The organism is Acinetobacter pengchengensis, assembly GCF_982235305.1.
Map to the genome: position 1 here is coordinate 80,779 of NZ_CEVATJ010000001.1, position 25,942 is coordinate 106,720.

Genomic DNA, 25,942 nt, shown 5'->3' on the forward strand with positions numbered 1-25,942 from the left:
GATCAGGTTAAGACATATGATTAAAAAAGCCATTTTACCCGTTGCAGGTTTAGGCACCCGTTTTCTGCCAGCCAGTAAAGCCATTCCCAAAGAAATGGTGACTGTGGTCGATCGTCCTGCGATTGAATATGTAGTACGCGAGGCAGTTGCAGCAGGGATTGAGCAAATTATTTTGGTGACCCATTCCTCTAAGGCCTCCATTGAAAACTACTTTGACCGTAACTTTGAGCTAGAAAGCACTTTGGAACAAAAACAAAAACTGGATTTGCTCAAAGAGATTACCGAAATTTTACCTGCGCATGTCAGTGTCGTGAGTGTACGTCAGCCACAACCTTTAGGCTTAGGGCATGCGGTTTTATGTGCTAAATCTGTAGTGGGTAATGACGCCTTTGCAGTGCTGTTACCCGATGTATTGGTTAAAGATGATGCTGCACAAAATGATTTGGCGCGTATGATTCAGCGTTTTGAGCAAAGCCATGCCGCACAGATTATGGTCGAAGCAGTGCCAGATCATCTGGTCGATCAATACGGTATTGTCGATGTAGTCACTGCACCTGCTGAAGGTGAAAGTACCGTAATGCAAGGCATTGTTGAAAAACCCGCAGTAGGGACAGCACCTTCTAATTTATCGGTGGTGGGGCGTTATGTCTTGCCTGCAGAAATTATGACTTTGCTGGAAAATACCCCTAAAGGGGCAGGTAATGAAATTCAACTGACCGATGCGATTGCCATGTTGCAGCAAAATAGTGTAGTGGAAGCCTATCGGATGCAAGGTCAGACCTTTGACTGTGGCAGTAAGTTGGGTTACTTAAAAGCAGTGTTGCATTATGGGCTTGATCATCCAAAATTAGGCGATGATTTTAAAGCCTTGATTGAAGAATTAAAGCTAGAGTCTTAAGGTGTAAAAATTGAGGGTGATGAAAATTCCTCTCGAGATAGAAACAAAATAACACTGTTAACCCAATACCGCAGGAACACATTTTGAAAGTCGCAGTCTTTGGAAAAACCCTCTATGCAGGCGTGATGTCTGCACTCTTGGCAGAATGTGGGCATCAAGTTTATTGGTGCGATATCTTTCAGGATGCTGCCCATCCACTCGAACAGCAACATCTCAGCTTTCAAGACCAAGCTTTGAGCCTGTTATTACAACAACAATGCGGTAAAGGCTTTTTAAACTATTGTGATTTTTCTGAATTACCTTTAGATGTGGATGTGTATCTACTTAGTTTGAACCCGACTGAAGAAGCCCATGCTGGGACAGTCTTGGGGCAGTTGCAACAACGTCCGATCATTCACCCTAAATTGATGATCAATGCCTCGACTTTGGGCTTAAATGGCACACAGCGCCTGCAAAAAATCTTGCCACAAGATGACTGGATGTATTTACCCGACATGATTCAAGAGGGCAATGCCATTCAAAGTATGACCCGCGCACAGCAACTCACGGTGGGTTGTGAAAATGAACGTGCGCAAGTCAAACTCAAAGAATTACTCCGCCCTTTATTTCCACGTGCACAGCAATACCTGTTTATGCCCGTGTTGGATGCAGAATTTACCAAACTGAGTATTTCAGGCATGTTGGCAACCCGTATCAGTTATATCAATGACTTGGCGGTGGTGGCAGAAAAACTGGGAATTGATATTGAGCATGTGCGGCAGGGTATGGCGGCAGATAGCCGTATTGGTGCATCGTATATGTATCCTGGTGCGGGGTTTGGTGGTGAAAACTTTAGCCATGATATTCAGACTCTGGCCAGTACCGTATCCACCACAGGGGTAAAAAGTCAGCTGTTGGCACAGGTTTGGGATATTAACGAACAACAAAAAGAACTCTTGTTTAGAAAGCTATGGAATTATTATCAGGGCGATTTAAACGGCAAAACTGTGGCCATTTGGGGCGCAGCCTTTAAAGAAAATACCGCACGGGTGCAACATTCCCCCATTCATGTGATGTTACCTGCGTTGTGGGCGCAGGGTGTGACGGTCAAATTGCATGACCCACAAGCCTTGCCTGAAATTGTGGCACAGTATGGTCAGCGCGATGATCTGATTTTATGTGCAGACCAATACCAAGCCGTCGAAGGCGCCTCGGCATTATGTGTGCTGACCGCGTGGAAACAGTACTGGAGTTTGGATTATCCAACTTTGTTGCAGCAGATGCAGCATCCGCTGATTTTGGATGGTCGTAATATTTATGATCCTGAGTTTGTGAAGGCACAAGGTTTTGCTTATATGGGAGTCGGTCGCTAATGATGGGTACCACAACATCACAGGCAAATAATCAGCCACAGCAAACCGCCTTGCAGCAATTACAACAATTGCAACAACAGTTTCAGCAGCTGCATTTAAATCAGCTGTTTGCTCAAGATCCACAGCGTTTTCAGCGTTTCTCGGTAGCTTTGGACAGTGTACTGTTTGACTATAGCAAGCATCGGATTGATGCCAAGGTGTTGCAGACCCTGGTTCAGTTTGCACAGCAGAGTCAGCTTGCTGAGTGGATTGGACGTTTATTTTCAACGGCAACGGGCTCAGAGAAAATCAACTATACCGAACAGCGCGATGCGATGCATTGGGCCTTGCGTTTGCCTGCGACCAGTACAGCAGCATGCGCTTCCGAACAGACCGATGCCTACGCTGCATTGACTGATCTAGTCCATACCCAGCTTGAGCGTATGTATGCCTTGGTGGATAAAATCCATGCAGGCCAATACCGTGGTGCCACGGGTGAAGTGATTCAGGATGTGGTTAATATTGGTGTGGGGGGCTCAGATTTAGGCCCCTTGATGGTGACCCAAGCCTTATCTGATTTTAAAGTAGCAACTGAAAAACCACTGAATGTACATTTTGTGTCCACCATGGATGGCAGTCAGCTATCCGAATTGCTGCATCGTCTGCGTCCCGAGACCACTTTATTTATTATTTCCTCCAAGTCTTTTGGCACCATTGATACCTTATCCAATGCACAGACCGTGAAACAATGGCTAGAAAAGGCCTTGGGTACACATGCGCAAATTCTTAAACATCACTTTATTGGGGTATCCACCAAAGCCGATAAAATGACCGCTTGGGGCATTTGTCCTGAAAATCAGCTCTTGCTTTGGGATTGGGTGGGTGGTCGCTATTCGTTATGGTCGTGTATTGGCTTACCGATTGCCCTGACCATTGGCGTTGCGGGTTTTCAGCGGTTTTTAGCAGGTGCACATGCGGTTGATCAGCATTTTCAAACTGCTGCATTTGATCAGAACATCCCAGTGCTGATGGGCTTGCTGGGGGTGTGGAATAATAATTTCCTGAATATTCAGACTCATGCGGTCTTGCCTTATGATGGACGCTTAAAATACTTCGCTTCGTATTTACAGCAACTGGAAATGGAATCCAATGGCAAGTCGATTCAGCGTAATGGCGAGGCGGTTAACTTGGATACCTGTCCGATTGTTTGGGGTGAGGTTGGGCCGAATGCACAGCATGCGTTCTATCAATTGTTGCATCAAGGGACGCATGCGGTCAGTTGCGATTTTATTGCCCCTGTGCAGCGTTATAATGCCAATCAATTTACTTATGCCGAAAATGCCGAGGCTTTGGTGGAGCAGCACCATTTGGCCTTGTCCAACTGCTTGGCACAGTCGCGGCTTTTGGCCTTTGGCAATCAGGCTTTAGATCAGCAGGAATTAGATGGCTTAGCGGCATATAAGCAGTACAGTGGTAATCAGCCAAGTAGCAGTATTTTGTTGCAAGAACTCAATCCGTATAGCTTGGGCATGTTGATTGCCTTATATGAACATAAAGTCTTTGTGCAATCGGTGCTGTGGAATATCAATCCTTTTGACCAATGGGGTGTAGAAAAAGGCAAGGAAATTGCCAATCAGTTATTGCCTATTTTAAATGGGCAGCAACAGGATTTATCGGCACTCGATGCATCAACCCAAGGTTTATTAAAAATTTTATTAGGAAAAATAGATGGCTAATATTTTAGTCACAGGTGGTGCAGGCTATATTGGTTCGCATACCTGTGTGGAATTGCTGAATGCAGGGCACAGCGTGGTGGTGCTAGATAATTTATCCAATAGCTCGGCAGAATCATTGGCGCGGGTGCAGCAACTGACGGGCAAAACCTTGCAGTTTATTCAGGGTGATATTCGTGATGCTGCTGCTTTAGATGCTGTGTTTGAGGAACATCAAATTGATGCCGTGATTCATTTTGCAGGACTCAAAGCAGTGGGAGAAAGCCAACAAATTCCACTGAGCTATTTTGATAACAATATTGCGGGTTCAATTAGCTTGATGCAGGCGATGCAACGTGCCAATGTATTTAAACTGGTATTTAGCTCATCGGCTACGGTATATGACGAAGCCAATATTTCACCACTGAATGAAGGTATGCCGACAGGGATGCCGAGTAACAACTATGGCTATACCAAACTGATTGTGGAACAGCTCTTAGAAAAAGCTGCCGCAGCGGATACACGTTGGTCGATTGCCTTATTGCGTTATTTTAACCCTGTGGGTGCGCATAAAAGTGGTCGTATTGGAGAAGACCCACAAGGTATTCCAAATAATTTAATGCCTTATGTGACACAAGTGGCGGTGGGACGTCGTGAAAAATTATCGATTTTTGGGCAGGATTATGCCACACCCGATGGTACTGGCGTGCGCGATTATATTCATGTGGTCGATTTGGCCAATGCGCATTTATGTGCCTTGAATAACCGTTTGACTGCACAGGGTTGCCGTGCTTGGAATATTGGTACGGGCAATGGAATTTCGGTGCTGCAAGTGAAGAATACTTTTGAACAGGTCAATGGTGTGCAGATTCCATTTGAGTTTGCACCACGTCGTGAAGGCGATGTGGCAACCTCTTTTGCAGATAATAGCCGTGCCGTGCAAGAATTGGGCTGGACTCCACAATATGGCCTAGAAGATATGTTGGCCGATAGTTGGAACTGGCAAAAGCAGAATCCGAATGGTTATCGTTAAGATGAATGATTCCAGCTATACACTCAGCCACAAAGTTTAGAGCATAAAAACGGGAGTCAGTTTTGACTGTTCCTTAAAATGTATTCAAACATACTCAAGGACTAATTCGCACTCTGTTAATGTCTTGTTGCCAAGCGTGTAACTAGAGCCTGAGTCGGTCAGTTCCGACTTGTAGCGGTCAGTCCGTTCTTGCAATATACGCTTTACAGTTTTGTAAGGCGTATAACGACTTATCTCATTGTCGTTTAATCTTGCAAGCACGTTTCTCGCAGCATTCCAATCAGCTTGCACAACTTCCCCATTGAAACGGTGAAAACGATCTCCCTTACGTGTACCTATTAAAAGGCCATGCAAGAAAGAATCACTTTGCGAAGTATATGCAGAATTGACTAGATGCACCGTAGAACCTCTACGGTGAGATATAGAAGTTAGGGCATTAGCTAACAAACCTTTAGCCCATGTATTTAAGCGTCTATTGGTGTTTTTGCCATAGTTGCGTTTACTTTGAATTGGGGATGTTAAATCTTCCGCAACAATCACTTTGGCTTTATCAACCAACTTGTGAGTTGCTGTAAATATTAATGTTTTGAGCTTTGCTTTTTGAGTATCTTGTCGCTTATCTAGTTTTTTTCGACCTAGATTATTTAACTCAATTTTCTGTTTCTTGTGTGGTTTGGCTTTAGAAATCGCTCTGAGCTTATTTCTACGTTTGTACTTTTGATTTAAATAATCTGATTCACTTGAGATCAGCTTGCCTAGACCACTCCCATATACATCGCCATCAGAATCTACAAAGGCTTCTGAATAGCCCTTATCAACACCTACGGTTTCCTGACCACAATCCTGTGTTTCAACTGCATCATAAGTTGAGTGAACTTCAACATTACCGTTTTTTAGAATGATTCTAAGTGTGCCTTGTGGCGCAAAATCAACAGTGGTGTTTAGTGGAATTTTAATGGTTTGTCGAGGGATTAGGCTTGGTACTTTAAGCCAACATTGACCATTTAACTCAAAGGTTTTACACATATCCGCACGAACAATAATTTGATTATGTGTGTGATTAACACCATGTTTAAAGTGATTACGCATTTGACGATGGAGGAAATTATCAGTCATCCATTCATCTTTTTTAAGCAAGGTGTATAGTCTTTTTTGTTCATTATTACAGGAGGTGCGTTTTCGGATCGCCTGCTTTACTTTGTCTTTTGATGCTTCTCGATAGGCTTTAATATCACCTACGCAATCACGTAGCGTTTCTTTCCACGCATTTGCAGAAACACCAAAGTCACGACTTTCTTTCATCCACGCATCACGAATAGCTCTGTCACTGATATTCAAACCTGAAATAGCACCATATTTAGCCCACACCTCGCTACGAATACGACCAAGTAAAACAGCTTGTTTCTCAAGCTGTTTGTACTTTTGCACATTCAAGTTTTTACAATGGTGGATGCGTGTTAATTTCACAAAGTCATGCCTAGGTTAAGGGATTGGATAATCAATAGATATGGATGCTAATATACCAAGACACTCACCTAAAATACAAAAGATAATCATTTAAATCTCTAATAAATACCCACCTTGCCACTACTGAATCGACATAGACAAAATGAGCACTTATGCAAATATTTGTCTATATTTTTAGTTATATAGGACTTACGCACTATCATTTATAGATTCTCTGTGGTAGCAGATGATTTTTATCGAGAATAAATTCATCAATGAAGTCTTTGATGATTGGTCTAAATAATTTCTTCTGCCAACGATATACATTTTCAAAGATCCCCTCAAACTGGTTCTTTTGTATCTCGACGTAGGCCATCAAGGCTGAAAAAATATGATTCAAAATCAGTTTAGATCGTCTTACTTGAAACTTTTCAATATGACAAACCTGTTTAATCACTCGGTGATATTGTTCTATTTTCCAATGACTTGAATGTAATTCATGAAAACCATCAAAGGACAATAAATCATCTTCATCTTGATGCACAATATAAAACCTCTGCTGTTCTTTTAACTGAGTCTTAAATAATTGTACAAAGCCAAAATCTTTGAGCCAGACCACTTGACCCTGATGGAAATCTGGCAATAAACGCAGTTGAAACCATTGTCCTTTTTCTGGGGAAACCTTACGGTTACAGTCGATACCAAACATAAATCGAATACCATATTTTCTTATGGTTTTTAGATTTCCAGTCGATGAATACCAACTATCACCTGTAATAAATTGAATCTTTGCACCCCAACTGAGTACTTCACTTAACATATCCATAAAGTAATCATTCTTGGTTTTACTTTCAGATTTGTCATAAATTCGGAAATTAATTGGAATATTTTGACCATTTTGATCTGTCGCATACAAGGTAATGAGATTAATACCCTTGACGGATCGGTGGTGTTTGCCTGACCAAAAATAGCTAACTAAGTCCATATGTTGACTATATGGTTTATCTAAAACAGTATCATCAATACTGACTATAAGTTTATTATTATCAATATGTTGAATTGCTTCTTGATATAGGTCGTGAGGTGTGTAGTCTTCACGCTCTAGAAAGCGATTTACACTATCATGCGAGATATTATAAGTCTCGGCAAGTTGTGTGCAGCTAATAGAGTTCGGTTCTGTCATGAGAAAGCCCATATAAATGGGTAGAGTACAAGTTGCTGTAGAAGCATTTTTAATTCGTCTGATCACAGATACTTTATAAGGTATTTTAATACTTTTTTGAATCCGTCAATGCGTAAGTCCTATTATAGTTAATTACTCCCATTTTTATATTGCTTTGATTTTTCAGATTAAGCTTGAATGAGTTGCGTCAACTCATCCACATAGTCCTGCATGGGGCGTGGGTTTTGATCACGACGGCTTTCAATATTTAAGCGCAATAAAGGTTCGGTATTTGACGCACGCACATTAAAACGCCATGTACCAAAGTCAAGACTCACGCCATCGGTTTGGTCAATTGCTGGGTTTTGGCTAGCATAATGCTCAAAGATTTTTTGGATGGTGGCTTGAGTATCGGCCACTTTAAAGTTAATTTCCCCCGAACATGGGAATTTGGCAATCATTTCTTCGACCAGACTCGATAGCGATTGTCCTGTTTCAGACAATACCGAAACCGCCAATAGCCAAGGAATCATGCCGCTGTCACAATAGGCGAAATCACGGAAATAGTGGTGTGCGCTCATTTCACCGCCGTAAACGGCATTGTGCTCACGCATCACATCTTTAATAAAGGCATGTCCAGATTTAGATTGAATTGCTTCACCTTGATATTGTGCGACCACATCAAAGGTATTCCAAACCAAGCGTGGGTCATGTACAATTTTTTCGCCTGCTTGTTTGAGCAAAAACGCCTGTGCCAACAAGCCGACAATATAATAGCCTTCAATAAACTGGCCTTTTTCATCGAATAAGAAACAGCGGTCAAAGTCACCATCCCACGCAATGCCCATGTCGGCTTGATGCTCTAATACGGCATTGCTGGTGCTATCACGGTTTTCCACTAAAATTGGGTTGGGGATACCATTGGGGAAAGTACCATCGGCATCATTGTGAATTTTGACCAATTCAACGGGGATATTCAGGGCTTTGAATTTTTGCTCAATTGCATCGACCACATGCCCTGCAGCGCCATTGCCTGCATTCATGACCAGTTTCATTGGGCGAATTTTGCTAGGCTCGATATAAGTCATTAAATGTTCAATAAATTCAGGCAAAATATTGTAGTTTTGGGTGCTGCCTTTGTGCTCAACTGGGGTAAATTCGCCCGATTCTGCCAAAGCTTGAATGTCTTTTAGACCAGTATCGGCACTAATCGGACGTGCATTTTCACGTACCAGTTTCATGCCGTTGTAGTCCATGGGGTTATGGCTAGCAGTCACTTCAATGCCACCTTGCACGTCTAAATGAAAGGCTGCGAAATAGACTTCTTCTGTGCCTGTCATGCCCAAATCTAGCACATTGACCCCTGCATCATTTAACCCACGAATAGTGGCCTGCTTTAAGCCTTCGCTGCTGAGACGGATATCGCAGCCAATTGCAACGGTTTTGGGTTGGTAAATTTGTCCGTAAGCACGACCAATTTTATAGGCAATCTCTTCATTGAGTTCTGTGCCTAATTTTCCGCGAATGTCATAGGCTTTAAAACAGGTGATTTTGCTCATGTATTATCCTGAATATTTGGAAAAGTCGTATTGCTGCCTATGATAATCGAACTATGTGCAATCTGCTGTACAGAATAGAAGATCAATTGCTTGAAGATGTTTCAGGTCATTAACCGTGTGTGGGGCTGTTGCAAGATGGAGCAGGTCAAAGACCATGGATGAGAAAAGGTGTTGTGATGGCAAGGGTGTTTTTTATTGAGTGAAGTTGGTTAAAATACGGCTCAGACTTATGTGTTCGATATGATTGAAGATGAAATTACAGAAAAGTACTTTAGAGCCAGAGCAGAAACTTTCTGCGCCACAGAAAAAATTTCAGAAATTATGCCAAAAAATTGAGCAGGAACAGCTACGTTTGAATGAATGGCAGACCGCACAAGCCGATATTCAGGCACGCGCCAGCCGTGAAATTTTACCGACTTATGCGCAATTGCGTGAAGTTATATTTCAGCAAATTCAACAATTGCTTCAGCAAAAACAGCAAAAAATGACGGCAGCCCAGCAAACTAAGCTGGATCAAAAAATTGAGCAACTCAGTTTACAACTTTTGGATTCGCAGCAGATGTCTGCCGAACAAGTTCAGTTTTTAACAGAATTGCTGAATCATTATGGCTATGATTTTGAGCGGCCAGACTTAGATGATCTAGATGAGATGTTTGAGGCTAAAACTGAGTCTGAGTCCGCAGAAGAAAACTTTGAGCAAGGTGGTTTTGAAGATGATGCTTCTGAACAAGAACGACTAGCACAGCTCAAGTTGGACAGTTTGAAACATTTTCTCTGTGAAGAATATGACCTAGATCTAGATTTTTTTGATTTTCAGCATGACCCATTAGATTTAGATGATTTTATAGAAAAATTTGAACAAAAAATGCAAGATCAAGAGGAGCTAGATTTTTTAAGTCAGTTGAGTGGTGCTCAAAAAGCTTTTGCCGAACAGCAAATTGCCCGTGAAAAAGCCAAAGCAGCAAAAAAACAGCAACAGCGTGAAGAAGCAAAGAAACTGGCAAATCAGTCCATCAAAACGATTTACTTGAAAATTACAGCGTGGATTCACCCAGATCGTGAGCAAGATGAGCAGAAAAAACAAGAAAAAACCGCATTGATGCAGCAAGCCAATCAAGCTTATGAAGCCAATGATTTATTGAGCTTGCTAAATTTGCAAATTCAGTTGGGTCAGCAGCACAATCTATCTTTCGCCAATCAACAATTAAAAGCGTATAACCTGCTTTTAGAAGAACAGTTAGAAACTTTGCAAATGCAAGTAGATGACATTATTTACTCTTTTGATTGGGGGCTGTTTTTATATTCTAACCGTAAAATTAAAGTGCAAGATTTGTATCGAAAATATGAGCAAGACTATCGGCATGCCCAACAAAAATTAGCTCGAGCACAAGAGATACTGGAAAAATATCAAGACCTTAAACAATTAAAGCAATTGATGCGCAGTCAATATGTGTGGGAAATGCATGCTGTGGTGATGTAGACATACTGAGGTTTGGTTCTGGAATAAAGCGAAGCTTGGGCTTGGAACATCTATGTCAGTAGGCCATGCCGCCAGACTCTGTAATCAACATATTTTCACCCTATCGCGTAATGTTGGTGAAGGAGAGGTGAGTTTTTTTAATAAAAAAAAGCCCCAGTCATTCAACTGAGGCTTTTAAAATTCTGGAGCGGGAAACGAGACTCGAACTCGCGACCCCAACCTTGGCAAGAGTCACCGACATAAAATACACTAAATAACATAATTGGTATTTTAATAAACTCTATATATAACAGTTATATAGAGTTTTTATTTTGTGTGGTGTAATTTAAGGTAGGGTGGGGTACTTTGATTTTTGGTCACTAATTTATTGTGATAATCAACAATAATAACCAACATACACATGCTTAATCTAAAGGTGTTTTACTGACTGGTATAATTTTATAATGAGAGGGGTGTTGCCTGGGGCTACGTTTCTGTTTTGCCTTTTGGCGTAAGACGTACAAATATAAGCTTTCTACTTTTTCACGTGCCCATGGTGTGGTACGCAAGAATCGCAATGATGATTTAACACTTGGGTCTATGCAAAAACATCTAATTTCAATTTTACGACTTAAACCTTCAAAGCCACCGTAGTAATCCAATAATTCATCCAAAATGTCAGCAAGTTTTTTGCCGTGTAAAGGGTCATTGGAGGTGTTCATAATAGATCAATCGTATTTTGGGTGGCCATTATTATAACCTGGGCTAGTTGGAAAACTAGAGAGTTGGAATGTAAGTAATGATGGACTGAATAGCCACCAAAATTCTGGAGCACACCCAGCCATCGGGTGATGCATCATATATATGACTTGGTAATCCCATTTGCTGTGTAGGAAAGTTTTTTCTTAATGGGTCACCTTTTAATGGAAGTAGGTAAGAGGAAAGCTCTAAACCTTTACGGATCGCTTCAGCACTGTATTCAAAGGCAATTAATGGTCGACCTGTGATTGCTGTTGAGGAGACCAGTGTACCCTAAAGCCAATATTCACCCCATCCATTGTAGTAAACATTAAGTTTTTTGAGCATGGATTTATTTCCTTTTGATACGTTGGCGAGCCGTATTGCTCTCATAGCGAAGAATATCATCTACACTGTTTAAATGAGGTTTGAAGAGTTCCTCTAATTCTTGTAATCGGCCTAGGACCATGGCAACGCGTACTAAATTTTCAAATGAAACATTTCGACCTGCTTCCAGATTGGATACTGTATTCACACCAATACCAGCACGTGCAGCAACATCTGCCTGAGTCATTTCCAGATAAAGTCGTTCTTTACGAAGCCTCTCACATAATAATCCAACAACTTCTTCAGGTTTTCTGAATTTTAAATCCATAATATTGGGTCTTATGTCCATATATGTCTATTAAACCACAAAATAATGGAGTTATAAAATAAACCAGTTGATCGGTAAGAAGGTGCTTTATTGGCCTGATTAGATCCTATTAGATTAAAGAAATCTAATTAGACATTTACAATCTAATGGAATCTAATACAATCTATGGTAATAAATAAATCATTGCCGAGTAATTAAAATGATGACCATCTCCAATGACCCTTGGCACTTTCCACGTACCGAACTGGCGAAACAAATTTTAGGCATGTTTGAGACTGGACTAGCTAGTTCTCTGACTTTTTTTGCCCCACGCCGGATGGGAAAAACTGAATTTTTACGAAAAGATATTACGCCCCTAGCAGAACAGCTTGGATGGCGCGTTTTTTATTTCAGTTTTTTAGATGCAGGCCTGCATAGTGAAGGGCAGTTTGTAAAAGCTCTTGATGAGTTTTCAAAACAAAATGGCTTAATGGGGAAAGCCACACATTGGATTAAAAATATTGATTCTTTAAGTACAGAGGTGGCAGGGGTAAAAGCTGAAGTGACACTTCTACAAGGACAAGTGAATTCCAGTATTTTGTCTAGCATTACTAAACTGGCTCAGCAGGGGAAACCTATTTTACTGTTACTTGATGAGATTCAGGCTTTAGCTAGTTCAAAATATAAAACCACGATTGCCAGTTTACGTACCGCTTTAGATATGCATAAAGAAACAATAAAGGTGATTTTTACTGGTTCAAGTCGAGAAGGCCTGAGACAAATGTTTTCTGTGAGTAGTGCTCCATTTTTTCATTATGGACAGAATTTACCTTTTCCAAATCTAACAAAAGCATTTACAGATTATCTGGCAGATGTATTTAATCAGACAACAGGACGTAGTTTGAATAAAGAAATTTTATGGCACGCTTTTTTAGATATGAAGCAAAGTCCTCAACTAGCAAGATCATTAGTGGAGCGTTTAGCCTTAAACCCAATGCTGGCTATAGATTTTGCCAAGGAACAGCTTATAGCCGATACAATGGGGCATCGTGACTTTTCGGGATTATGGGGAGAGTTTAAGTTATTAGAACAGCTAATTTTAAAAGCCATAGCGGAATCACAAGTTGAACTTTATAGTAGTCAATTTAGACAACATCTGGCTGATTCCATTGGTGTAGATAACATTGCGGTATCAAGTATTCAATCGGCCCTACGTTCTTTATCAAAAAAACAAATTATTTTTAAACCAGAAAATGGTACTTATGAAATCGAGGATGCTCTTTTTAAAGAATGGATTATGGATGAAGCATAAATTTTTTAATAATGGTCAGTACCCGGTAAAATACCTCGTTAAGAGGATTCATGATTCCTCATCTCCGAGAAGACCCTTCCATGGGTTGGTCATTAAGTCATCCTGATCTTCGATCGTGATTTTAATTTCATCTTTCAATAATTGTCTGATTAAATGAACTTTATCATCTGGAATGAGCATCAGTTGAGCATTTAATCCTGCCGCGATAATTTCTAAGGTCTCTAATCGTGGATTGCCCTGACTTACCAGTTTTTGGTACTGCTGTCTTGAAATGCCTGTACGGGATTGCATATCAACTTGCTTTAAGCCCAATAGGGTTCGTCTTTTTTTGATTTGCTGAAGTAAAGATTCATTCATTGTAGACACATTTATTTCTTTTAGGTTCTATAAGAAACATATTAGTTTCTTTTTTTGAAAAGCATTTATGATTTTATTATTTCGATCTGTAAAACAGCCCTAGCTACGTAGTGATCTGAAATAATTCTGAAAATACAGTTAAAATACGCGGTTCAATTTAACTTATCTCCTTACGGAATTGGCAGAAAGATTGTCGATGCCGGATCTGAACTGTCGGCAACTCTCTGGCAAAATTCCCTCGCAGCCCTGCATTTAACTGCCTAGCGCAATCCGATAATAAATAATAACAAACCCACCGCGCAGTTGGTATACAGTAAGTAAAGAAGTGGTTGACTGTGATCATAAAAATAACATCTTAAGCCGGAGGGAAACTAGATGGCCAAGTATAGTGATATCAATAGTTTTAATACCTTAGAAACATTGACCGTCGGTTCAGAACACTATCAGATTTTCAACTTATCCAAATTGCAAGTGCAGTTGGGCGACCTGTCCCGGCTGCCAAAATCTTTAAAAGTCTTGCTGGAAAATTTACTACGTTTTGAAGATCAGCTCACGGTGAAAACCGAGCATATTCATGCGCTGGCAGGGTGGTTAAACAACCAAACCTCAGAACAGGAAATCCAGTATCGTCCGGCACGGGTGCTGATGCAGGATTTTACCGGTGTTCCCGCAGTGGTTGATCTTGCTGCGATGCGTGCAGCGGTGGCCAAAGCCGGCGGTGATCCGGAAAAAATTAATCCGTTGTCACCGGTGGATTTGGTCATCGATCACTCGGTGATGGTCGATTACTTTGCCAGTCCGCAAGCTTTTGAGCAGAATGTCGCAATTGAGATGCAACGCAATGGCGAGCGCTACCAATTTCTACGTTGGGGGCAGGCTGCGCTCAATCAGTTTCGCGTGGTGCCGCCAGGAACCGGGATTTGCCATCAGGTTAATCTGGAACATCTGGCACAAGTAGTTTGGAGCAATGAGGTCGATGGGCAGCGCTTTGCCTTTCCTGATACCTTAGTCGGTACCGATTCACATACCACCATGATCAATGGCTTAGGCGTGTTAGGTTGGGGAGTGGGCGGCATCGAAGCGGAAGCGGCCATGCTGGGCCAACCGATCTCCATGCTGATTCCAGAAGTGATCGGCTTTAAGCTCATAGGTAAACTCAAAGAAGGTATTACAGCAACTGATCTGGTGCTGACCATTACCCAGATGCTGCGCCAAAAAGGCGTAGTTGGAAAATTTGTCGAATTTTATGGCGATGGTCTGGCCGATTTACCCTTGGCTGACCGTGCCACTATTGCCAATATGGCACCCGAATATGGCGCTACCTGTGGCTTTTTCCCGGTTGATGAGGTAACGCTTTCCTATTTACGTTTAACCGGACGTCAGCCGGAAAGAATTGCCTTGGTAGAGGCCTATAGCAAGTTGCAAGGATTATGGCGTAATCCGGGGGATGAACCCGTCTTTACTGACACTCTGGCTTTAGATATGTCGACAGTAGAAGCCAGTCTGGCGGGTCCGAAACGCCCGCAGGATCGTGTGCTATTGTCGCAAGTGCCAAAAACCTTTCATGCCTTCATGGATCTGACCTTGAAACCAGTCAAAGAAGAAAAAGAGCGTCTGGAAAATGAAGGAGGGGGAGGTACGGCTGTTGAAGCGAAACAGGCCAACCTGCCACATGAAAATGCTTTTTGTATGATTGATGGTGAAAAATATCCGTTGCAGCATGGTGATGTAGTGATTTCAGCCATTACCTCCTGTACCAATACCTCGAATCCCAGTGTCATGTTGGCAGCAGGCCTATTGGCCAAAAAAGCAATCGAAAAAGGTTTGCAGCGAAAACCTTGGGTGAAAAGTTCACTGGCTCCAGGTTCCAAAGTGGTCAGCGATTATCTTGATGCAGCAGGGTTGACGCCTTATTTGAATCAACTGGGTTATAACCTGGTGGGTTATGGTTGCACTACCTGTATTGGTAATTCGGGACCTTTACCTGAAGTGATTGAAGAAGCTGTGCAATGTTTTGATTTGAATGTAGCCTCAGTGCTTTCCGGAAACCGTAACTTTGAAGGACGGGTGCATCCTTTGGTGAAAACCAACTGGCTCGCCTCGCCACCCTTAGTAGTTGCCTATGGCCTGGTCGGGAATATTCGAACTGATCTCACTGCTGAGCCGATAGGTGAAGGCTTTGATGGCCAAGCAGTTTATTTAAAAGATATCTGGCCGACACAAACGGAAATTGATGCCGCACTGCAGTATGTGAATACCAAGATGTTCCAGAAAGAATATGCGGAAGTGTTTGAAGGCGATGCCAAGTGGAAAGCGATCCAGATTCCACAAAGTCAAACCTATGCTTGGGATGAACAATCAACCTATATCCGGCATCCTCCCTTTTTTGCAGAAATTGATCAGCCGGTGCGACCAATTCAGCCGATCAAACAGGCACGGATTTTGGCTATATTAGGCGATTCAGTCACGACGGACCATATTTCCCCGGCGGGTAATATCAAAAAAGATAGTCCGGCCGGCCGATATTTGCAGCAACAGGGGGTTGATGTAAAAGACTTTAACTCTTATGGTTCCCGCCGTGGCAACCATGAAGTGATGATGCGAGGTACCTTTGCCAATATCCGAATCAAAAACGAAATGCTGGGTGGCGAGGAGGGTGGCAATACCCTGCATATTCCAAGTGCAGAAAAACTCTCGATTTATGATGCGGCAATGCGCTATCAGGCAGAACAAACCCCACTCGTAATGATTGCTGGGAAAGAATATGGTACCGGTTCTTCACGTGACTGGGCGGCCAAAGGCACCAACCTGTTGGGGGTGAAAGCGGTGATTGCTGAAAGTTTTGAGCGGATTCACCGTTCCAATCTGGTTGGCATGGGGGTGTTACCTTTACAGTTTGTAGAGGGTCAAAACCGGCAGATCTTGAACCTAACGGGCCATGAAACACTGTCAATTTTAGGCTTGTCTGATGATATTCATCCGCATCAAATGCTGAAAGTAGATGTGCAACATACCGATGGTACGTGTAGCCATTTTCAAGTGTTGTGTCGTATTGATACCTTGAATGAGGTGGAGTACTTTAAGGCCGGTGGTATCTTGCACTATGTCTTGCGCAATTTGCTCGCTTCCTAAATTGAATGATGAAAGCCCGATACCTACCATAATGCCGGTCAGTTAAGAATTGAAAAACTAAAATTATGCTCAATTAAGACATAAATTTAGATCAATTTAAATTCAAATATAAGGAAATTTAGATTTGTTTTTCATCCAAATTTCCTTAACTGACTGGTATTAATCTTTTGATGGGCCTCTTCATAATCTAATGGAGAGCGCTGACCAGTGGAACTATGCCTACATTATTAGGTGTAATATCAAATGTGAACATAAATCTAATCTAATTTATTCATCATATTCCGCAAATATTTCTTCAATTTCATCCCATTGGGGCAAGTTAAACTTTTTTTATTCACTTCGAATTGTAAACCCATGCCATCAAGCACACGTTCAAATATGTCAAATGAACCTGTAAAATGGCCATTCTCTATCTCTGAAATTGTTGTTTTATTCACTTTAACCCGAATCGCGGATAAGAAATTGACTTGAAAAATAAGAGGACTAGAGCCATCAGTTGAGTTACCACACCAAACTCACAACTCTCGTCCTGATGTTCAATAGTACCGAATTATTCTGCGTAATTGATGATTTTTTTCTTAAATTTGAATCAACTTATTGGGAGTTTCTCAAACAAAACCGTGGTTCCTTAAGAATCAGAACTGCTCAACTTACAATTTCAGAAATCTGCTTTATTGCCATTTGGTACAAATGCTCTCATTTCAATAATTTCAAAGCCTTTTTCAGCTGGTTAAAAGAAGATAAAAGCCATTTATTTAAGTACTTGCCTTGCTATCAAAGGATGATTCATCTGATCAATATGCATGAATTAGCTCTACACGCTTTACATGTGGCACTGATGAAAGGCCAAGGTACACAATATTTATGGATTGATTCAACAACTCTGCCAGTTTGTAAAAATCAACGTATTCAGCGTCATTGTCAACGGCATTCTAAAATTGACCCCTTTTACCTTACAAATGGCAAAGTAAAATTGACCCCTTTGATCTCGTATTAAGTTTCAACCTGGGGCTGAATCCCAATTCTTTTTTTATCCTTCAAACGATAACTCTCACCCGATATTTGTACCACATGACAGTGATGCAATAACCGATCTAACATCGCAGCGGTCAACGTAACATCATCTGCAAAGGATTTGGACCACTGGCTAAAGGGTAAGTTACTCGTCAATATCGTACTGCCTTTTTCATAACGCTTGGCAATCACGTTAAAGAACAGATTCGCTTCTTCACGTCCAAACGGTAAATAACCAATTTCATCGATAATCAGTAACTTTGGTCCCAGTACCGCACGTTGCATATAGGTTTTCAGTTTACCTTGCTGATAGGCTGTACTTAGTTGCAGCATTAAATCCGCTGCGGTAATGAACTTGATCTTAATGTTGTTCATGATGGCCTTATAGCCTAATGCCATAGATAAGTGCGTTTTTCCTACTCCGCTAGCCCCGAGAAACACCACATTTTCTGCTCTAGCAATAAAGCTCAGATTGAACAGTTCAATCACCTGTGATTTAGGGGCCCCTAGGGCATAATTAAAATCGTAACCTTCCAGTGTTTTCACTTGAGGCAGGCCTGAGAGTTTCATCAGTACCTGCTGACTGCGCTGTTGCCTGACAGCATATTCATGCGTCAAGATAGCTTCAACAAAGTCGGCATAACTTCCATCCTGACCTAATGTTTGTTGTGCATGATGTGACCATTGTGATGCGATGGCAGGCAGATTGAGCTTTTGGCAAAGCTGCTCTATACGGTCGTATTGCAGATTCATCAGGAAACTCCTAGCAACTGGTCATATACCGATAAGGGATGCTGCAAACTCTCGTAGGGCATGACATGCTGTGCTGCTGCAACAGGTACAGTGCTGGAACCTGTATCTGATTGCGGTAATGGCGTAAATTTTTGCTGCTCCTGTTGCAGTCGAACAGCCGGTTTTTCTTGCGTGGTGGCATGAATCCGCTGATTGGCGGTTTCATGCAGCCACCGGCCAATGTGGGCATTGGCGACATCAACATCTAACAGTAAACCCGAAGTCTTCAGGCTTGCTTTCAATGGCACAATAAAGCTTGATTTGAGGTATCCATTAAAGCGTTCAACTTTGCCTTTGGTCTGTGCACGGTAGGGCTTACATACGCGAGGACGAAAGCTGTACTTCTTGGCGCAGTCGAGCAGTTTGGGATTCCATTTATGCTGCCCCTCCTGATAGGCATCCCGTTCAATCATGATCGTTTTAGCGTTATCAAACAGGATTTCCTGAGGTACTCCTGCAAAGAACTGAAATGCATTTTCTAGACCATCGATCCATGCATCCGTACGTTCATGATCATAAAATTTCACGAAAGTCGCTCTGGAATACCCTAATGTTGCGACAAAGGCTTTTAAAGTCGTGTTGTTGCGTCGAATCGTGGTGAAATCCACCTGCATTTGTTGGCCAGGTTGGGTTTCAAAACGAATGATCGGTTCTGGTTGAGCAACTGGTTTTAATGTTGCAAGATATTCCCTCAAGATCCTGATCTTTCCTGGATATCCCAACCTTAAAATTTCCTGGTAGAGCACAACAGCAGGAATCCATTCAGGATGAGCTGCGTTTACCCGTTGGAGTAAATAAGGTTTATATGGGTCAAGGATACTGAACCGTACCGGGTTTATCGGAGACTTTTTTATTTAAGTTAGGCCACCTGACCTAACGGATTAATCTTATCATAGTACATTGCTTCAAACTCAAAAGGCGATACATAACCCAGTGCACTGTGTACACGCTTTTTGTTGAACCAATCTACCCAATTTAATGTCGCAAGTTGTACATCCGCTAAACCTTGCCAATCTGCTTTTAAATATTCAATCACCTCTGTTTTGTATAAGCCATTCACCGTTTCAGCCAGAGCATTATCGTATGAATCACCCGTTGTACCGACTGATGCTCGTAAATTTGCTGCTTCTAAACGATTGGTATAGCGAATGGAAAGATATTGCACACCTCTGTCGGAATGATGAATCACATTCTTTGGCATGCCTCGATCATGCAATGCTTGCTCCAGTGCATCAAGTACCATATCTGTATTCATCCGTGTTGATACTTTCCATCCAACAATTGTTCGCGAGAACACATCAATAATAAATGCGGTGTAGACCCAGCCTGAATGAGTTTGAATATACGTGAAGTCAGCGACCCACAGCTGGTCAGGATGATCTGCATTAAAATTGCGTTTTACTAAGTCATCTGCTCGTTTTTGATCATCTCGGCTACGGGTGGTTTGTTTATTCTTACCACGCCAAACACCTTGTATACCTAGCTTCTGCATCAATCGAGCAACTGTACAACGTGCGATAACATAACCTTCACGTTTCAATTGTTGCCAGACCTTACGCACACCATATCGACCTAAACTTTCTTTCCAAATACGTTTGATTTGCTCTGCATGATGTAAATCATGCAGAGCACGTTTCGCTCGATGTTCTGGGTTATCAACGAGATCTAAAGCCCGATAATAGGTCGAAGCTGCAATCGGTAAAATTCTACAAATCGCTTCAACACCATATCGATCTTTATTGTTCTGGATAAAATCCACCATTATTTGTGTGGGCGGTCGAGCTCCGCCTGGGCGAAAAAAGCGGCTGCTTTGCGTAGAATTTCATTGGCACGCTTTAATTCTTTAATTTCACGTTCCATTTGCTTCATTTTTTCTTGGTCAGATATCTGTTGTACTTTGGCAGGATTTAGTTGATCCATATGCTTTAAATACCAAACACGCAATGTTTCAGGAGTACAACCGATTTTAGGAGCAATAGCTGTGATTGCTGCCCAAGTAGAAGGATAATCTTTTTCAGATTCAATTAGTAATTGAACCGCTCTTTCTCTAATTTCGGGGGTATAGTTTGGTTTTTTCATCGGAATAGTCTCTCAGAATATTGAGTCTCCGACAAACCTGGTACGGTTCATACTTATTCTAGGCTGTATACGCTGATACTGAGGTGTGGTGTTTTGCCGTAAATATTTACGTACGGTATTTCTGGACACCCCCAGTTCACGACTAATGGCTTTAATAGATTTACCTTGTTGATGAAGTATTTGGATTGTCACTGCTTGCTCCAAAGTTAACATGTTGAGCAGTCCAAAATGACCGCTATATTAACCAAGGGGGTCAGTTTTTAAATGCCATTAGGGGGTCATTTTTACACTGCCGCTAACAACATAAATCATTAATCCAAATTGCATCACGTGGTAGAAGCTCAATGGGCTGGTTTTATGGCTGTAAATTACATATTGCAATGAATCAATTTGGTGAAATTGCCTGTTCTGCTTTATCGAATGGACATGTTGCTGACATAAAAATGGTTGAGCAATTGGTTGCTGGTATAGAAGCAAAACTTTACGGGGATCGGGGCTACATCAGCCAAGAATTAAAAATTAGATTGAAAGATCAAGGTATTGATTTAATTACTTATCATCGGAAGAATATGCAGGCTATTCAACTCTGTGCATCAGATGAATATCACCTAAGACAACGCAATAAAATAGAAACATTATTCAGCTTATTGAAGGGGCAATACAATTTAGTGACGAGTAAAGCACGTAGTCTTCATGGATTTCTGAGTGGAATTTACGCCTCACTATGTGCATATCAATTAACCCATCGAAATAAGCCAACAATTCAAATTAAGGAATCATCGGCTTAAGCAGGATTCGGGTCACTTTAGTCTTTTCTGAAAGACTTTTCTGTGTATAGCCTAATACTTTGCTTATCTTAAAGTTTAGCCCGAAGACCTTCCACCAATTGTAAAACAGAGGCCAATCCCTGAGGGTTCTGAATCTGTTCTATTGGAATGCCATTCATCAATTTATTGGGTGATTTCATAAAATGCTGCATCCAGGTAGTATCTCCACCCGCCAGAGCATCTAGTGATGTGGTAATACGGATTAAAGTGAGGGCGATTTCTCCCTGTTTTGAAGTGGGATCTAATTCAAGAGAGGTTAAAGTTTTCACCGAATCTATACTGAGTATTAAGGCTAGTTGATCCTGTGCAAGACCAAGTCGTTCAGCAGCAGCTAAAACTGCCTTAGCTAATATCATTTTCTGTTTTGCAGTTTTTTCTGATGTTGTATGCATGACCGATCAGAGGTGGTCCCACTTGTTTGAACAACTAAAAGCGTATTTATAAGTGATATTCCGCTCTAGTTAAGCCACCTTGTTTTGTTGGGGTAGCTGATCATAGTAAAACTCATTTAGCCTTGCGAAGCAGTGCTTCTCATGTCTAGACTCGAATGAGGTCGTTTCAAATTATAAAACTCAAAATATGCACTTAATTGCTTTTTCGCATCTGTGACACTGCTATAAGCTTTGAGATACACCTCTTCATATTTAACGCTCCGCCATAATCGTTCAACCATCACATTATCTACCCATCGACCTTTACCATCCATACTGATTTGAATGCCATTTGATTTCAATACATCAATATGAACCGTACCGGGTTTATCGGAGACTTTTTTATTTAAGTTAGGCCACCTGACCTAACGGATTAATCTTATCATAGTACATTGCTTCAAACTCAAAAGGCGATACATAACCCAGTGCACTGTGTACACGCTTTTTGTTGAACCAATCTACCCAATTTAATGTCGCAAGTTGTACATCCGCTAAACCTTGCCAATCTGCTTTTAAATATTCAATCACCTCTGTTTTGTATAAGCCATTCACCGTTTCAGCCAGAGCATTATCGTATGAATCACCCGTTGTACCGACTGATGCTCGTAAATTTGCTGCTTCTAAACGATTGGTATAGCGAATGGAAAGATATTGCACACCTCTGTCGGAATGATGAATCACATTCTTTGGCATGCCTCGATCATGCAATGCTTGCTCCAGTGCATCAAGTACCATATCTGTATTCATCCGTGTTGATACTTTCCATCCAACAATTGCTCGCGAGAACACATCAATAATAAATGCGGTATATACCCAGCCAGAATTGGTTTGAATATACGTAAAGTCACTGACCCATAATTGGTCAGGTCGATCAGCACTAAAATTCCGTTTCACTAAATCATCTGCTCGTTTTTGATCATCTCGGCTGCGGGTAGTTTGTTTGTTCTTACCACGCCAAACACCTTGTATATCTAGCTTTTTCATCAATCGAGCAACTGTACAACGTGCAATAACATAGCCTTCACGTTTCAATTTTTGCCAAACTTTACGTACACCATATCGACCTAAACTTTCTTTCCAAATACGTTTGATTTGCTCTGCATGATGTAAATCATGCAGAGCACGTTTCGCTCGATGTTCTGGGTTATCAACGAGATCTAAAGCCCGATAATAGGTCGAAGCTGCAATCGGTAAAATTCTACAAATCGCTTCAACGCCATATCGATCTTTATTGTGATGGATAAAATCCACCATTATTTGTGTGGGCGGTCGAGCTCCGCCTGGGCGAAAAAAGCGGCTGCTTTGCGTAGAATTTCATTGGCACGCTTTAATTCTTTAATTTCACGTTCCATTTGCTTCATTTTTTCTTGGTCAGATATCTGTTGTACTTTGGCAGGATTTAGTTGATCCATATGCTTTAAATACCAAACACGCAATGTTTCAGGAGTACAACCGATTTTAGGAGCAATAGCTGTGATTGCTGCCCAAGTAGAAGGATAATCTTTTTCAGATTCAATTAGTAATTGAACCGCTCTTTCTCTAATTTCGGGGGTATAGTTTGGTTTTTTCATCGGAATAGTCTCTCAGAATATTGAGTCTCCGACAAACCTGGTACGGTTCAATAAATGCATCACTGGTGAACTGACTGCCTTGGTCTGTATTCAATATTTCAGGTGATCCATATTTTTCAATCGCTTCATTTAAAACCGAAATACAAAAATCCACCTCCATACTAATCGATACCCTATGCGCAAGTACCTTGCGGCTATGCCAATCAATCACAGCACATAAATAAACAAAGCCTTTTGCCATAGGGATATACGTTATATCCGTAGACCACACTTGATTACTGCGCTGAATAGCCAACCCTTTGAGCAGATATGGATATTTACGGTGAGCTTGATTAGCCTGGCTTAAATTTGGTTTGCAATATAACGCCTGAATACCCATTTTCTTCATTAAAGTACGTGTATGACGTCGTCCTATATGATGCCCTTGACGATTCAACAAATCACGCATCATACGACTGCCTGCAAAAGGATATTGCATATGTAATTCATCAATACATCGCATCAGCTTCAGATCTGATGAGCTAACAGGTTTTGGGCGATAATAATAACAACCACGGGAGACTTTCAGCAGCTTAGCTTGCTTAGATACTGAAATCTGAAGTGAGTCGTCGATTAACTTTTGTGGTTGAAGCGGCCCAGTTTCTTCAACACACCTTCTAAAAAATCAATTTCTAATGCCTGCTCACCGATTTTTGCATGTAACTTTTTAAGATCAATGGGGGGTTCTGATGGAGCTTTTGATTGATCGAAAGCTTGCGAGGAAGCTGAGATCAATTGATTTTTCCAGTCAATAATTTGGTTTTGATGAACATCAAATTCAGCACTCAATTCAGCAAGTGTTTTTTCTGCTTTAATCGCAGCAAGTGCTACCTTAGCTTTAAAATCATTTGAATGATTTCTTCTTGGTCTACGTGCCATAAAATACTCCATATATTGATGTTTATAACATCATTTGAGGAGCAGAATATCACTTATAGGAGTTGTTCAAATTTACGGATCCATCTCTGTATTACAGCAAGTTGCAGCAATTAAAGGTGCGATAAATGGCTTAATGAATGAGTTAATAGAACTTCATCTTAGAAAGCATGTATTAGGTGATACTGAGGAAATAAAGGAAAAAGAACTGAATGAATTTTTAGCTTTAGTTAAACGCTACTTATAACTTTAAAGCACAGTCTTTTAAATAAAAAAACTGTGTGCGCACCTATTAATGACAGTGGTAATCACCAGTTTTACTGTTGGTATGACAACCCTGTGAGTTCGTTCCCCCAGAATGAGCATTCGCATAGGTAAATGACATGCCTATAAAGCATATTAATAAAATTCTTTTCATCTTAATCCCTCTCAAATAATTAGAATATCAACTGTATGATCTTTAATCAAAGCCAACATGGCTTAGACCATTTTTAAATAAGGCTCTAGACTAGCAGAATAGATATGTTAGTCTAGAATCATGATAGAAAACAGTAAATTAAGTCACTATAAGATTAAAAAAATTATTCAGTGCTTTTGCATTGATATTCCTGCTTCTAAAACAGCCTTATTGCTTAACTTGAACCGTAATACCATCAACTATTGGTACATGCTTTTTAGAGAAGCAATCTACGATCATCAAACAGATTTAAGAGCAAAGTTTGTAGGTTCTATTGAAGTTGATGAGAGCTATTTTGGAGCAAAAAGACAACGTGGTTTTCATGGGAAATTGAAGCGAGGTCGAGGTACTTTAAAACAACCTGTATTTGGAATATTTGAAAGGAATGGTCGAGTTTATACAGAAATAGTCCCTGATTGTAAAAAGACTACATTACAACAAGTTATCTTAGGTAAAGTTGCACTTGAAAGTGTAATTTATAGTGATGGTTGGCGTGGATACAATGGTTTGGTAGATGTTGGTTACTCAAAGCATTTTAGAGTAAATCATGGAGCGAATGAATTTGCCAGAGGACAATGTCATATAAATGGAATAGAATCATTCTGGAGCTTTTGTAAAAGAAGGCTAGCAAAGTTCAACGGTATATCAAAAGAGTATTTTGATTATCATCTTAAAGAAACAGAATGGCGTTGGATGAGGGAGTCTAATGAGCTAGCAACAGAGTTGTGGGACCTCATTAGGTAAAACTAAGTGCAAATCTGCTAGTCTAGAGCCTAAATAAATCAAATATATAAAAATATAACGGGAAAATTTAGCCATCAAAACTAAAAAAAGGAACTTATAAAATTTCTCCTTAAGCATTCCACTGACCAGGGTAATGGGATCACCGATCACTGGAACCCAGCTTAATAGCAGTAGAGGTGAACCATAACGCCCATATAGGTTCTGTGCTTTTAATAGCTTTTCTTCAGACACAGGAAACCATTTCTTCTCTTTGTATTTCTCAACTTGTACTCCCAACCACCAATGCACGCATGAACCTAATACATTCCCTAGCGTTGCCACACCTTGAACCGTACCGGG

19 protein-coding genes, 10 pseudogenes and 2 other annotated features are annotated in these 25,942 nt (G+C 41.0%); of the genes and pseudogenes, 11 read left to right on the plus strand and 18 right to left on the minus strand.

From position 1 onward, the window contains the following. Nucleotides 1–16: 16 nt before the first annotated feature. The 4 genes from galU to galE all read left to right on the plus strand — a co-directional run bounded on the left by galU (nt 17) and on the right by galE (nt 4,974). On the plus strand, nt 17–898 hold the full coding sequence (galU, locus tag AC0T5Z_RS00345; protein ID WP_435337497.1) for a UTP--glucose-1-phosphate uridylyltransferase GalU: 882 nt from the start codon (nt 17–19) through the stop codon (nt 896–898). A gap of 83 nt (nt 899–981) precedes the next feature. After that, nucleotides 982–2,250 carry a nucleotide sugar dehydrogenase gene (locus AC0T5Z_RS00350; RefSeq protein WP_435337498.1) on the plus strand — a complete coding sequence of 423 codons (1,269 nt, stop codon included), beginning with the start codon at nt 982–984 and terminating at the stop codon, nt 2,248–2,250. Then, nucleotides 2,250–3,965 (plus strand): glucose-6-phosphate isomerase, encoded by a 1,716-nt coding sequence (pgi, locus tag AC0T5Z_RS00355; protein WP_435337499.1) that lies wholly within the window; start codon nt 2,250–2,252, stop codon nt 3,963–3,965. Before AC0T5Z_RS00350 ends, pgi begins: the two co-directional genes overlap by 1 nt. Continuing rightward, nucleotides 3,958–4,974, plus strand: coding sequence for a UDP-glucose 4-epimerase GalE (galE, locus tag AC0T5Z_RS00360; RefSeq protein ID WP_435337500.1), 1,017 nt, complete (start codon nt 3,958–3,960; stop codon nt 4,972–4,974). Before pgi ends, galE begins: the two co-directional genes overlap by 8 nt. Before the next feature lie 84 nt (nt 4,975–5,058). Here the strand turns inward: galE and AC0T5Z_RS00365 are convergent, their stop codons facing one another. The 3 genes from AC0T5Z_RS00365 to AC0T5Z_RS00375 all read right to left on the minus strand — a co-directional run bounded on the left by AC0T5Z_RS00365 (nt 5,059) and on the right by AC0T5Z_RS00375 (nt 9,141). After that, a complete protein-coding gene (locus AC0T5Z_RS00365; protein ID WP_435337501.1) occupies nt 5,059–6,441 on the minus strand; it encodes an IS200/IS605 family accessory protein TnpB-related protein in 1,383 nt (460 codons plus the stop codon). Nucleotides 6,442–6,640: 199 nt separating this feature from the next. Next, nucleotides 6,641–7,669 carry an IS701-like element ISAba11 family transposase gene (locus AC0T5Z_RS00370; RefSeq protein WP_473786246.1) on the minus strand — a complete coding sequence of 343 codons (1,029 nt, stop codon included), beginning with the start codon at nt 7,667–7,669 and terminating at the stop codon, nt 6,641–6,643. A 101-nt stretch (nt 7,670–7,770) separates the two neighbouring features. Next, nucleotides 7,771–9,141 carry a phosphohexomutase domain-containing protein gene (locus AC0T5Z_RS00375; protein ID WP_435337834.1) on the minus strand — a complete coding sequence of 457 codons (1,371 nt, stop codon included), beginning with the start codon at nt 9,139–9,141 and terminating at the stop codon, nt 7,771–7,773. 250 nt (nt 9,142–9,391) lie between these two features. Between AC0T5Z_RS00375 and AC0T5Z_RS00380 the strand changes: the two genes are divergently transcribed. Further along, entirely contained in the window at nt 9,392–10,621 is a 1,230-nt protein-coding gene (locus AC0T5Z_RS00380; protein WP_435337835.1) for a hypothetical protein, read from the plus strand. Between the two features lie 404 nt (nt 10,622–11,025). Here AC0T5Z_RS00380 and AC0T5Z_RS00385 read toward each other — a convergent pair whose 3' ends face one another. The 3 genes and pseudogenes from AC0T5Z_RS00385 to AC0T5Z_RS00395 form a co-directional block, all read right to left on the minus strand. Beyond that, nucleotides 11,026–11,322, minus strand: coding sequence for a VF530 family protein (locus AC0T5Z_RS00385; RefSeq protein ID WP_291334246.1), 297 nt, complete (start codon nt 11,320–11,322; stop codon nt 11,026–11,028). Nucleotides 11,323–11,437: 115 nt separating this feature from the next. After that, nucleotides 11,438–11,626 (minus strand): annotated as a pseudogene (locus tag AC0T5Z_RS00390) (type II toxin-antitoxin system HipA family toxin); the annotation flags it as partial. A 64-nt stretch (nt 11,627–11,690) separates the two neighbouring features. Then, nucleotides 11,691–11,993 carry a helix-turn-helix transcriptional regulator gene (locus AC0T5Z_RS00395; RefSeq protein WP_139850597.1) on the minus strand — a complete coding sequence of 101 codons (303 nt, stop codon included), beginning with the start codon at nt 11,991–11,993 and terminating at the stop codon, nt 11,691–11,693. A 199-nt stretch (nt 11,994–12,192) separates the two neighbouring features. On the opposite strand from AC0T5Z_RS00395, the gene AC0T5Z_RS00400 reads away from it, so the two are divergent. Further along, nucleotides 12,193–13,284: an ATP-binding protein gene (locus tag AC0T5Z_RS00400; protein WP_291334247.1), complete on the plus strand. Its 1,092-nt coding sequence runs from the start codon at nt 12,193–12,195 to the stop codon at nt 13,282–13,284. Between the two features lie 48 nt (nt 13,285–13,332). On the opposite strand, the gene AC0T5Z_RS00405 is transcribed toward AC0T5Z_RS00400, so the two are convergent. Next, on the minus strand, nt 13,333–13,641 hold the full coding sequence (locus AC0T5Z_RS00405; protein WP_435337048.1) for a helix-turn-helix transcriptional regulator: 309 nt from the start codon (nt 13,639–13,641) through the stop codon (nt 13,333–13,335). Between the two features lie 375 nt (nt 13,642–14,016). Between AC0T5Z_RS00405 and acnA the strand changes: the two genes are divergently transcribed. Further along, the gene (gene acnA, locus AC0T5Z_RS00410; RefSeq protein WP_291334249.1) at nt 14,017–16,773 is read left to right on the plus strand and encodes an aconitate hydratase AcnA; all 2,757 of its coding nucleotides are present in this window, start codon (nt 14,017–14,019) and stop codon (nt 16,771–16,773) included. A gap of 267 nt (nt 16,774–17,040) precedes the next feature. Here acnA and AC0T5Z_RS00415 read toward each other — a convergent pair. Next, nucleotides 17,041–17,219 (minus strand): annotated as a pseudogene (locus AC0T5Z_RS00415) (helix-turn-helix domain-containing protein); the annotation flags it as partial. Between the two features lie 86 nt (nt 17,220–17,305). Between AC0T5Z_RS00415 and AC0T5Z_RS00420 the strand changes: the two are divergent. Next, nucleotides 17,306–17,692 (plus strand): annotated as a pseudogene (locus AC0T5Z_RS00420) (transposase family protein); the annotation flags it as partial. A 74-nt stretch (nt 17,693–17,766) separates the two neighbouring features. Here AC0T5Z_RS00420 and istB read toward each other — a convergent pair. The 4 genes and pseudogenes from istB to AC0T5Z_RS00440 form a co-directional block, all read right to left on the minus strand. Beyond that, complete coding sequence (gene istB / locus AC0T5Z_RS00425; RefSeq protein ID WP_435337049.1) at nt 17,767–18,540, minus strand: IS21-like element ISAba8 family helper ATPase IstB; 774 nt, start codon at nt 18,538–18,540, stop codon at nt 17,767–17,769. After that, nucleotides 18,540–19,406, minus strand: a pseudogene (gene istA, locus AC0T5Z_RS00430) (IS21-like element ISAba8 family transposase); the annotation flags it as partial. The pseudogene istA and the gene istB, both read right to left, overlap by 1 nt. Before the next feature lie 32 nt (nt 19,407–19,438). Continuing rightward, a protein-coding gene (locus AC0T5Z_RS00435) for an IS3-like element ISAba29 family transposase (protein ID WP_151826295.1) occupies nt 19,439–20,658 on the minus strand; the annotation gives its coding sequence in 2 pieces (ribosomal slippage) (nt 19,439–20,382 and nt 20,382–20,658; 1,221 coding nt in all). Further along, nucleotides 20,267–20,383, minus strand: a sequence feature (AL1L pseudoknot). It overlaps the preceding gene by 117 nt. A 48-nt stretch (nt 20,659–20,706) precedes the next feature. Next, nucleotides 20,707–20,871, minus strand: a pseudogene (locus AC0T5Z_RS00440) (helix-turn-helix domain-containing protein); the annotation flags it as partial. Between the two features lie 86 nt (nt 20,872–20,957). Here AC0T5Z_RS00440 and AC0T5Z_RS00445 point away from each other — a divergent pair. After that, nucleotides 20,958–21,446: pseudogene (locus AC0T5Z_RS00445) on the plus strand (IS982 family transposase); the annotation flags it as partial. 68 nt (nt 21,447–21,514) lie between these two features. Here AC0T5Z_RS00445 and AC0T5Z_RS00450 read toward each other — a convergent pair. From AC0T5Z_RS00450 to AC0T5Z_RS00465, 4 genes and pseudogenes are all read right to left on the minus strand, one after another. Continuing rightward, a complete protein-coding gene (locus AC0T5Z_RS00450; RefSeq protein WP_435337855.1) occupies nt 21,515–21,877 on the minus strand; it encodes an MbcA/ParS/Xre antitoxin family protein in 363 nt (120 codons plus the stop codon). A gap of 69 nt (nt 21,878–21,946) precedes the next feature. Next, nucleotides 21,947–22,224, minus strand: a pseudogene (locus AC0T5Z_RS00455) (integrase core domain-containing protein); the annotation flags it as partial. A gap of 43 nt (nt 22,225–22,267) precedes the next feature. Beyond that, nucleotides 22,268–23,487, minus strand: a protein-coding gene (locus AC0T5Z_RS00460) for an IS3 family transposase (protein ID WP_407507946.1) whose coding sequence is annotated in 2 segments (ribosomal slippage) — nt 22,268–23,211 and nt 23,211–23,487 — 1,221 coding nt in all. Because the reading frame shifts where the segments join, the coding sequence is not laid out codon by codon here. Continuing rightward, nucleotides 23,096–23,212: a sequence feature (AL1L pseudoknot), on the minus strand. It overlaps the preceding gene by 117 nt. Nucleotides 23,488–23,533: 46 nt before the next feature. Beyond that, a pseudogene (locus AC0T5Z_RS00465) lies at nt 23,534–24,417 on the minus strand (IS3 family transposase); the annotation flags it as partial. Nucleotides 24,418–24,487: 70 nt separating this feature from the next. On the opposite strand from AC0T5Z_RS00465, the pseudogene AC0T5Z_RS00470 reads away from it, so the two are divergent. After that, a pseudogene (locus tag AC0T5Z_RS00470) lies at nt 24,488–24,649 on the plus strand (metal-sensing transcriptional repressor); the annotation flags it as partial. 45 nt (nt 24,650–24,694) lie between these two features. Here the strand turns inward: AC0T5Z_RS00470 and AC0T5Z_RS00475 are convergent. After that, a complete protein-coding gene (locus AC0T5Z_RS00475; RefSeq protein ID WP_094148905.1) occupies nt 24,695–24,820 on the minus strand; it encodes a YHYH domain-containing protein in 126 nt (41 codons plus the stop codon). A gap of 120 nt (nt 24,821–24,940) precedes the next feature. Between AC0T5Z_RS00475 and AC0T5Z_RS00480 the strand changes: the two genes are divergently transcribed. After that, nucleotides 24,941–25,603 (plus strand): IS1595 family transposase, encoded by a 663-nt coding sequence (locus AC0T5Z_RS00480; protein ID WP_473786247.1) that lies wholly within the window; start codon nt 24,941–24,943, stop codon nt 25,601–25,603. On the opposite strand, the pseudogene AC0T5Z_RS00485 reads toward AC0T5Z_RS00480, so the two are convergent. Beyond that, a pseudogene (locus tag AC0T5Z_RS00485) lies at nt 25,571–25,924 on the minus strand (YqaA family protein); the annotation flags it as partial. The gene AC0T5Z_RS00480 and the pseudogene AC0T5Z_RS00485 sit on opposite strands and share 33 nt — an antisense overlap. Between the last annotated feature and the right edge of the window lie 18 nt (nt 25,925–25,942).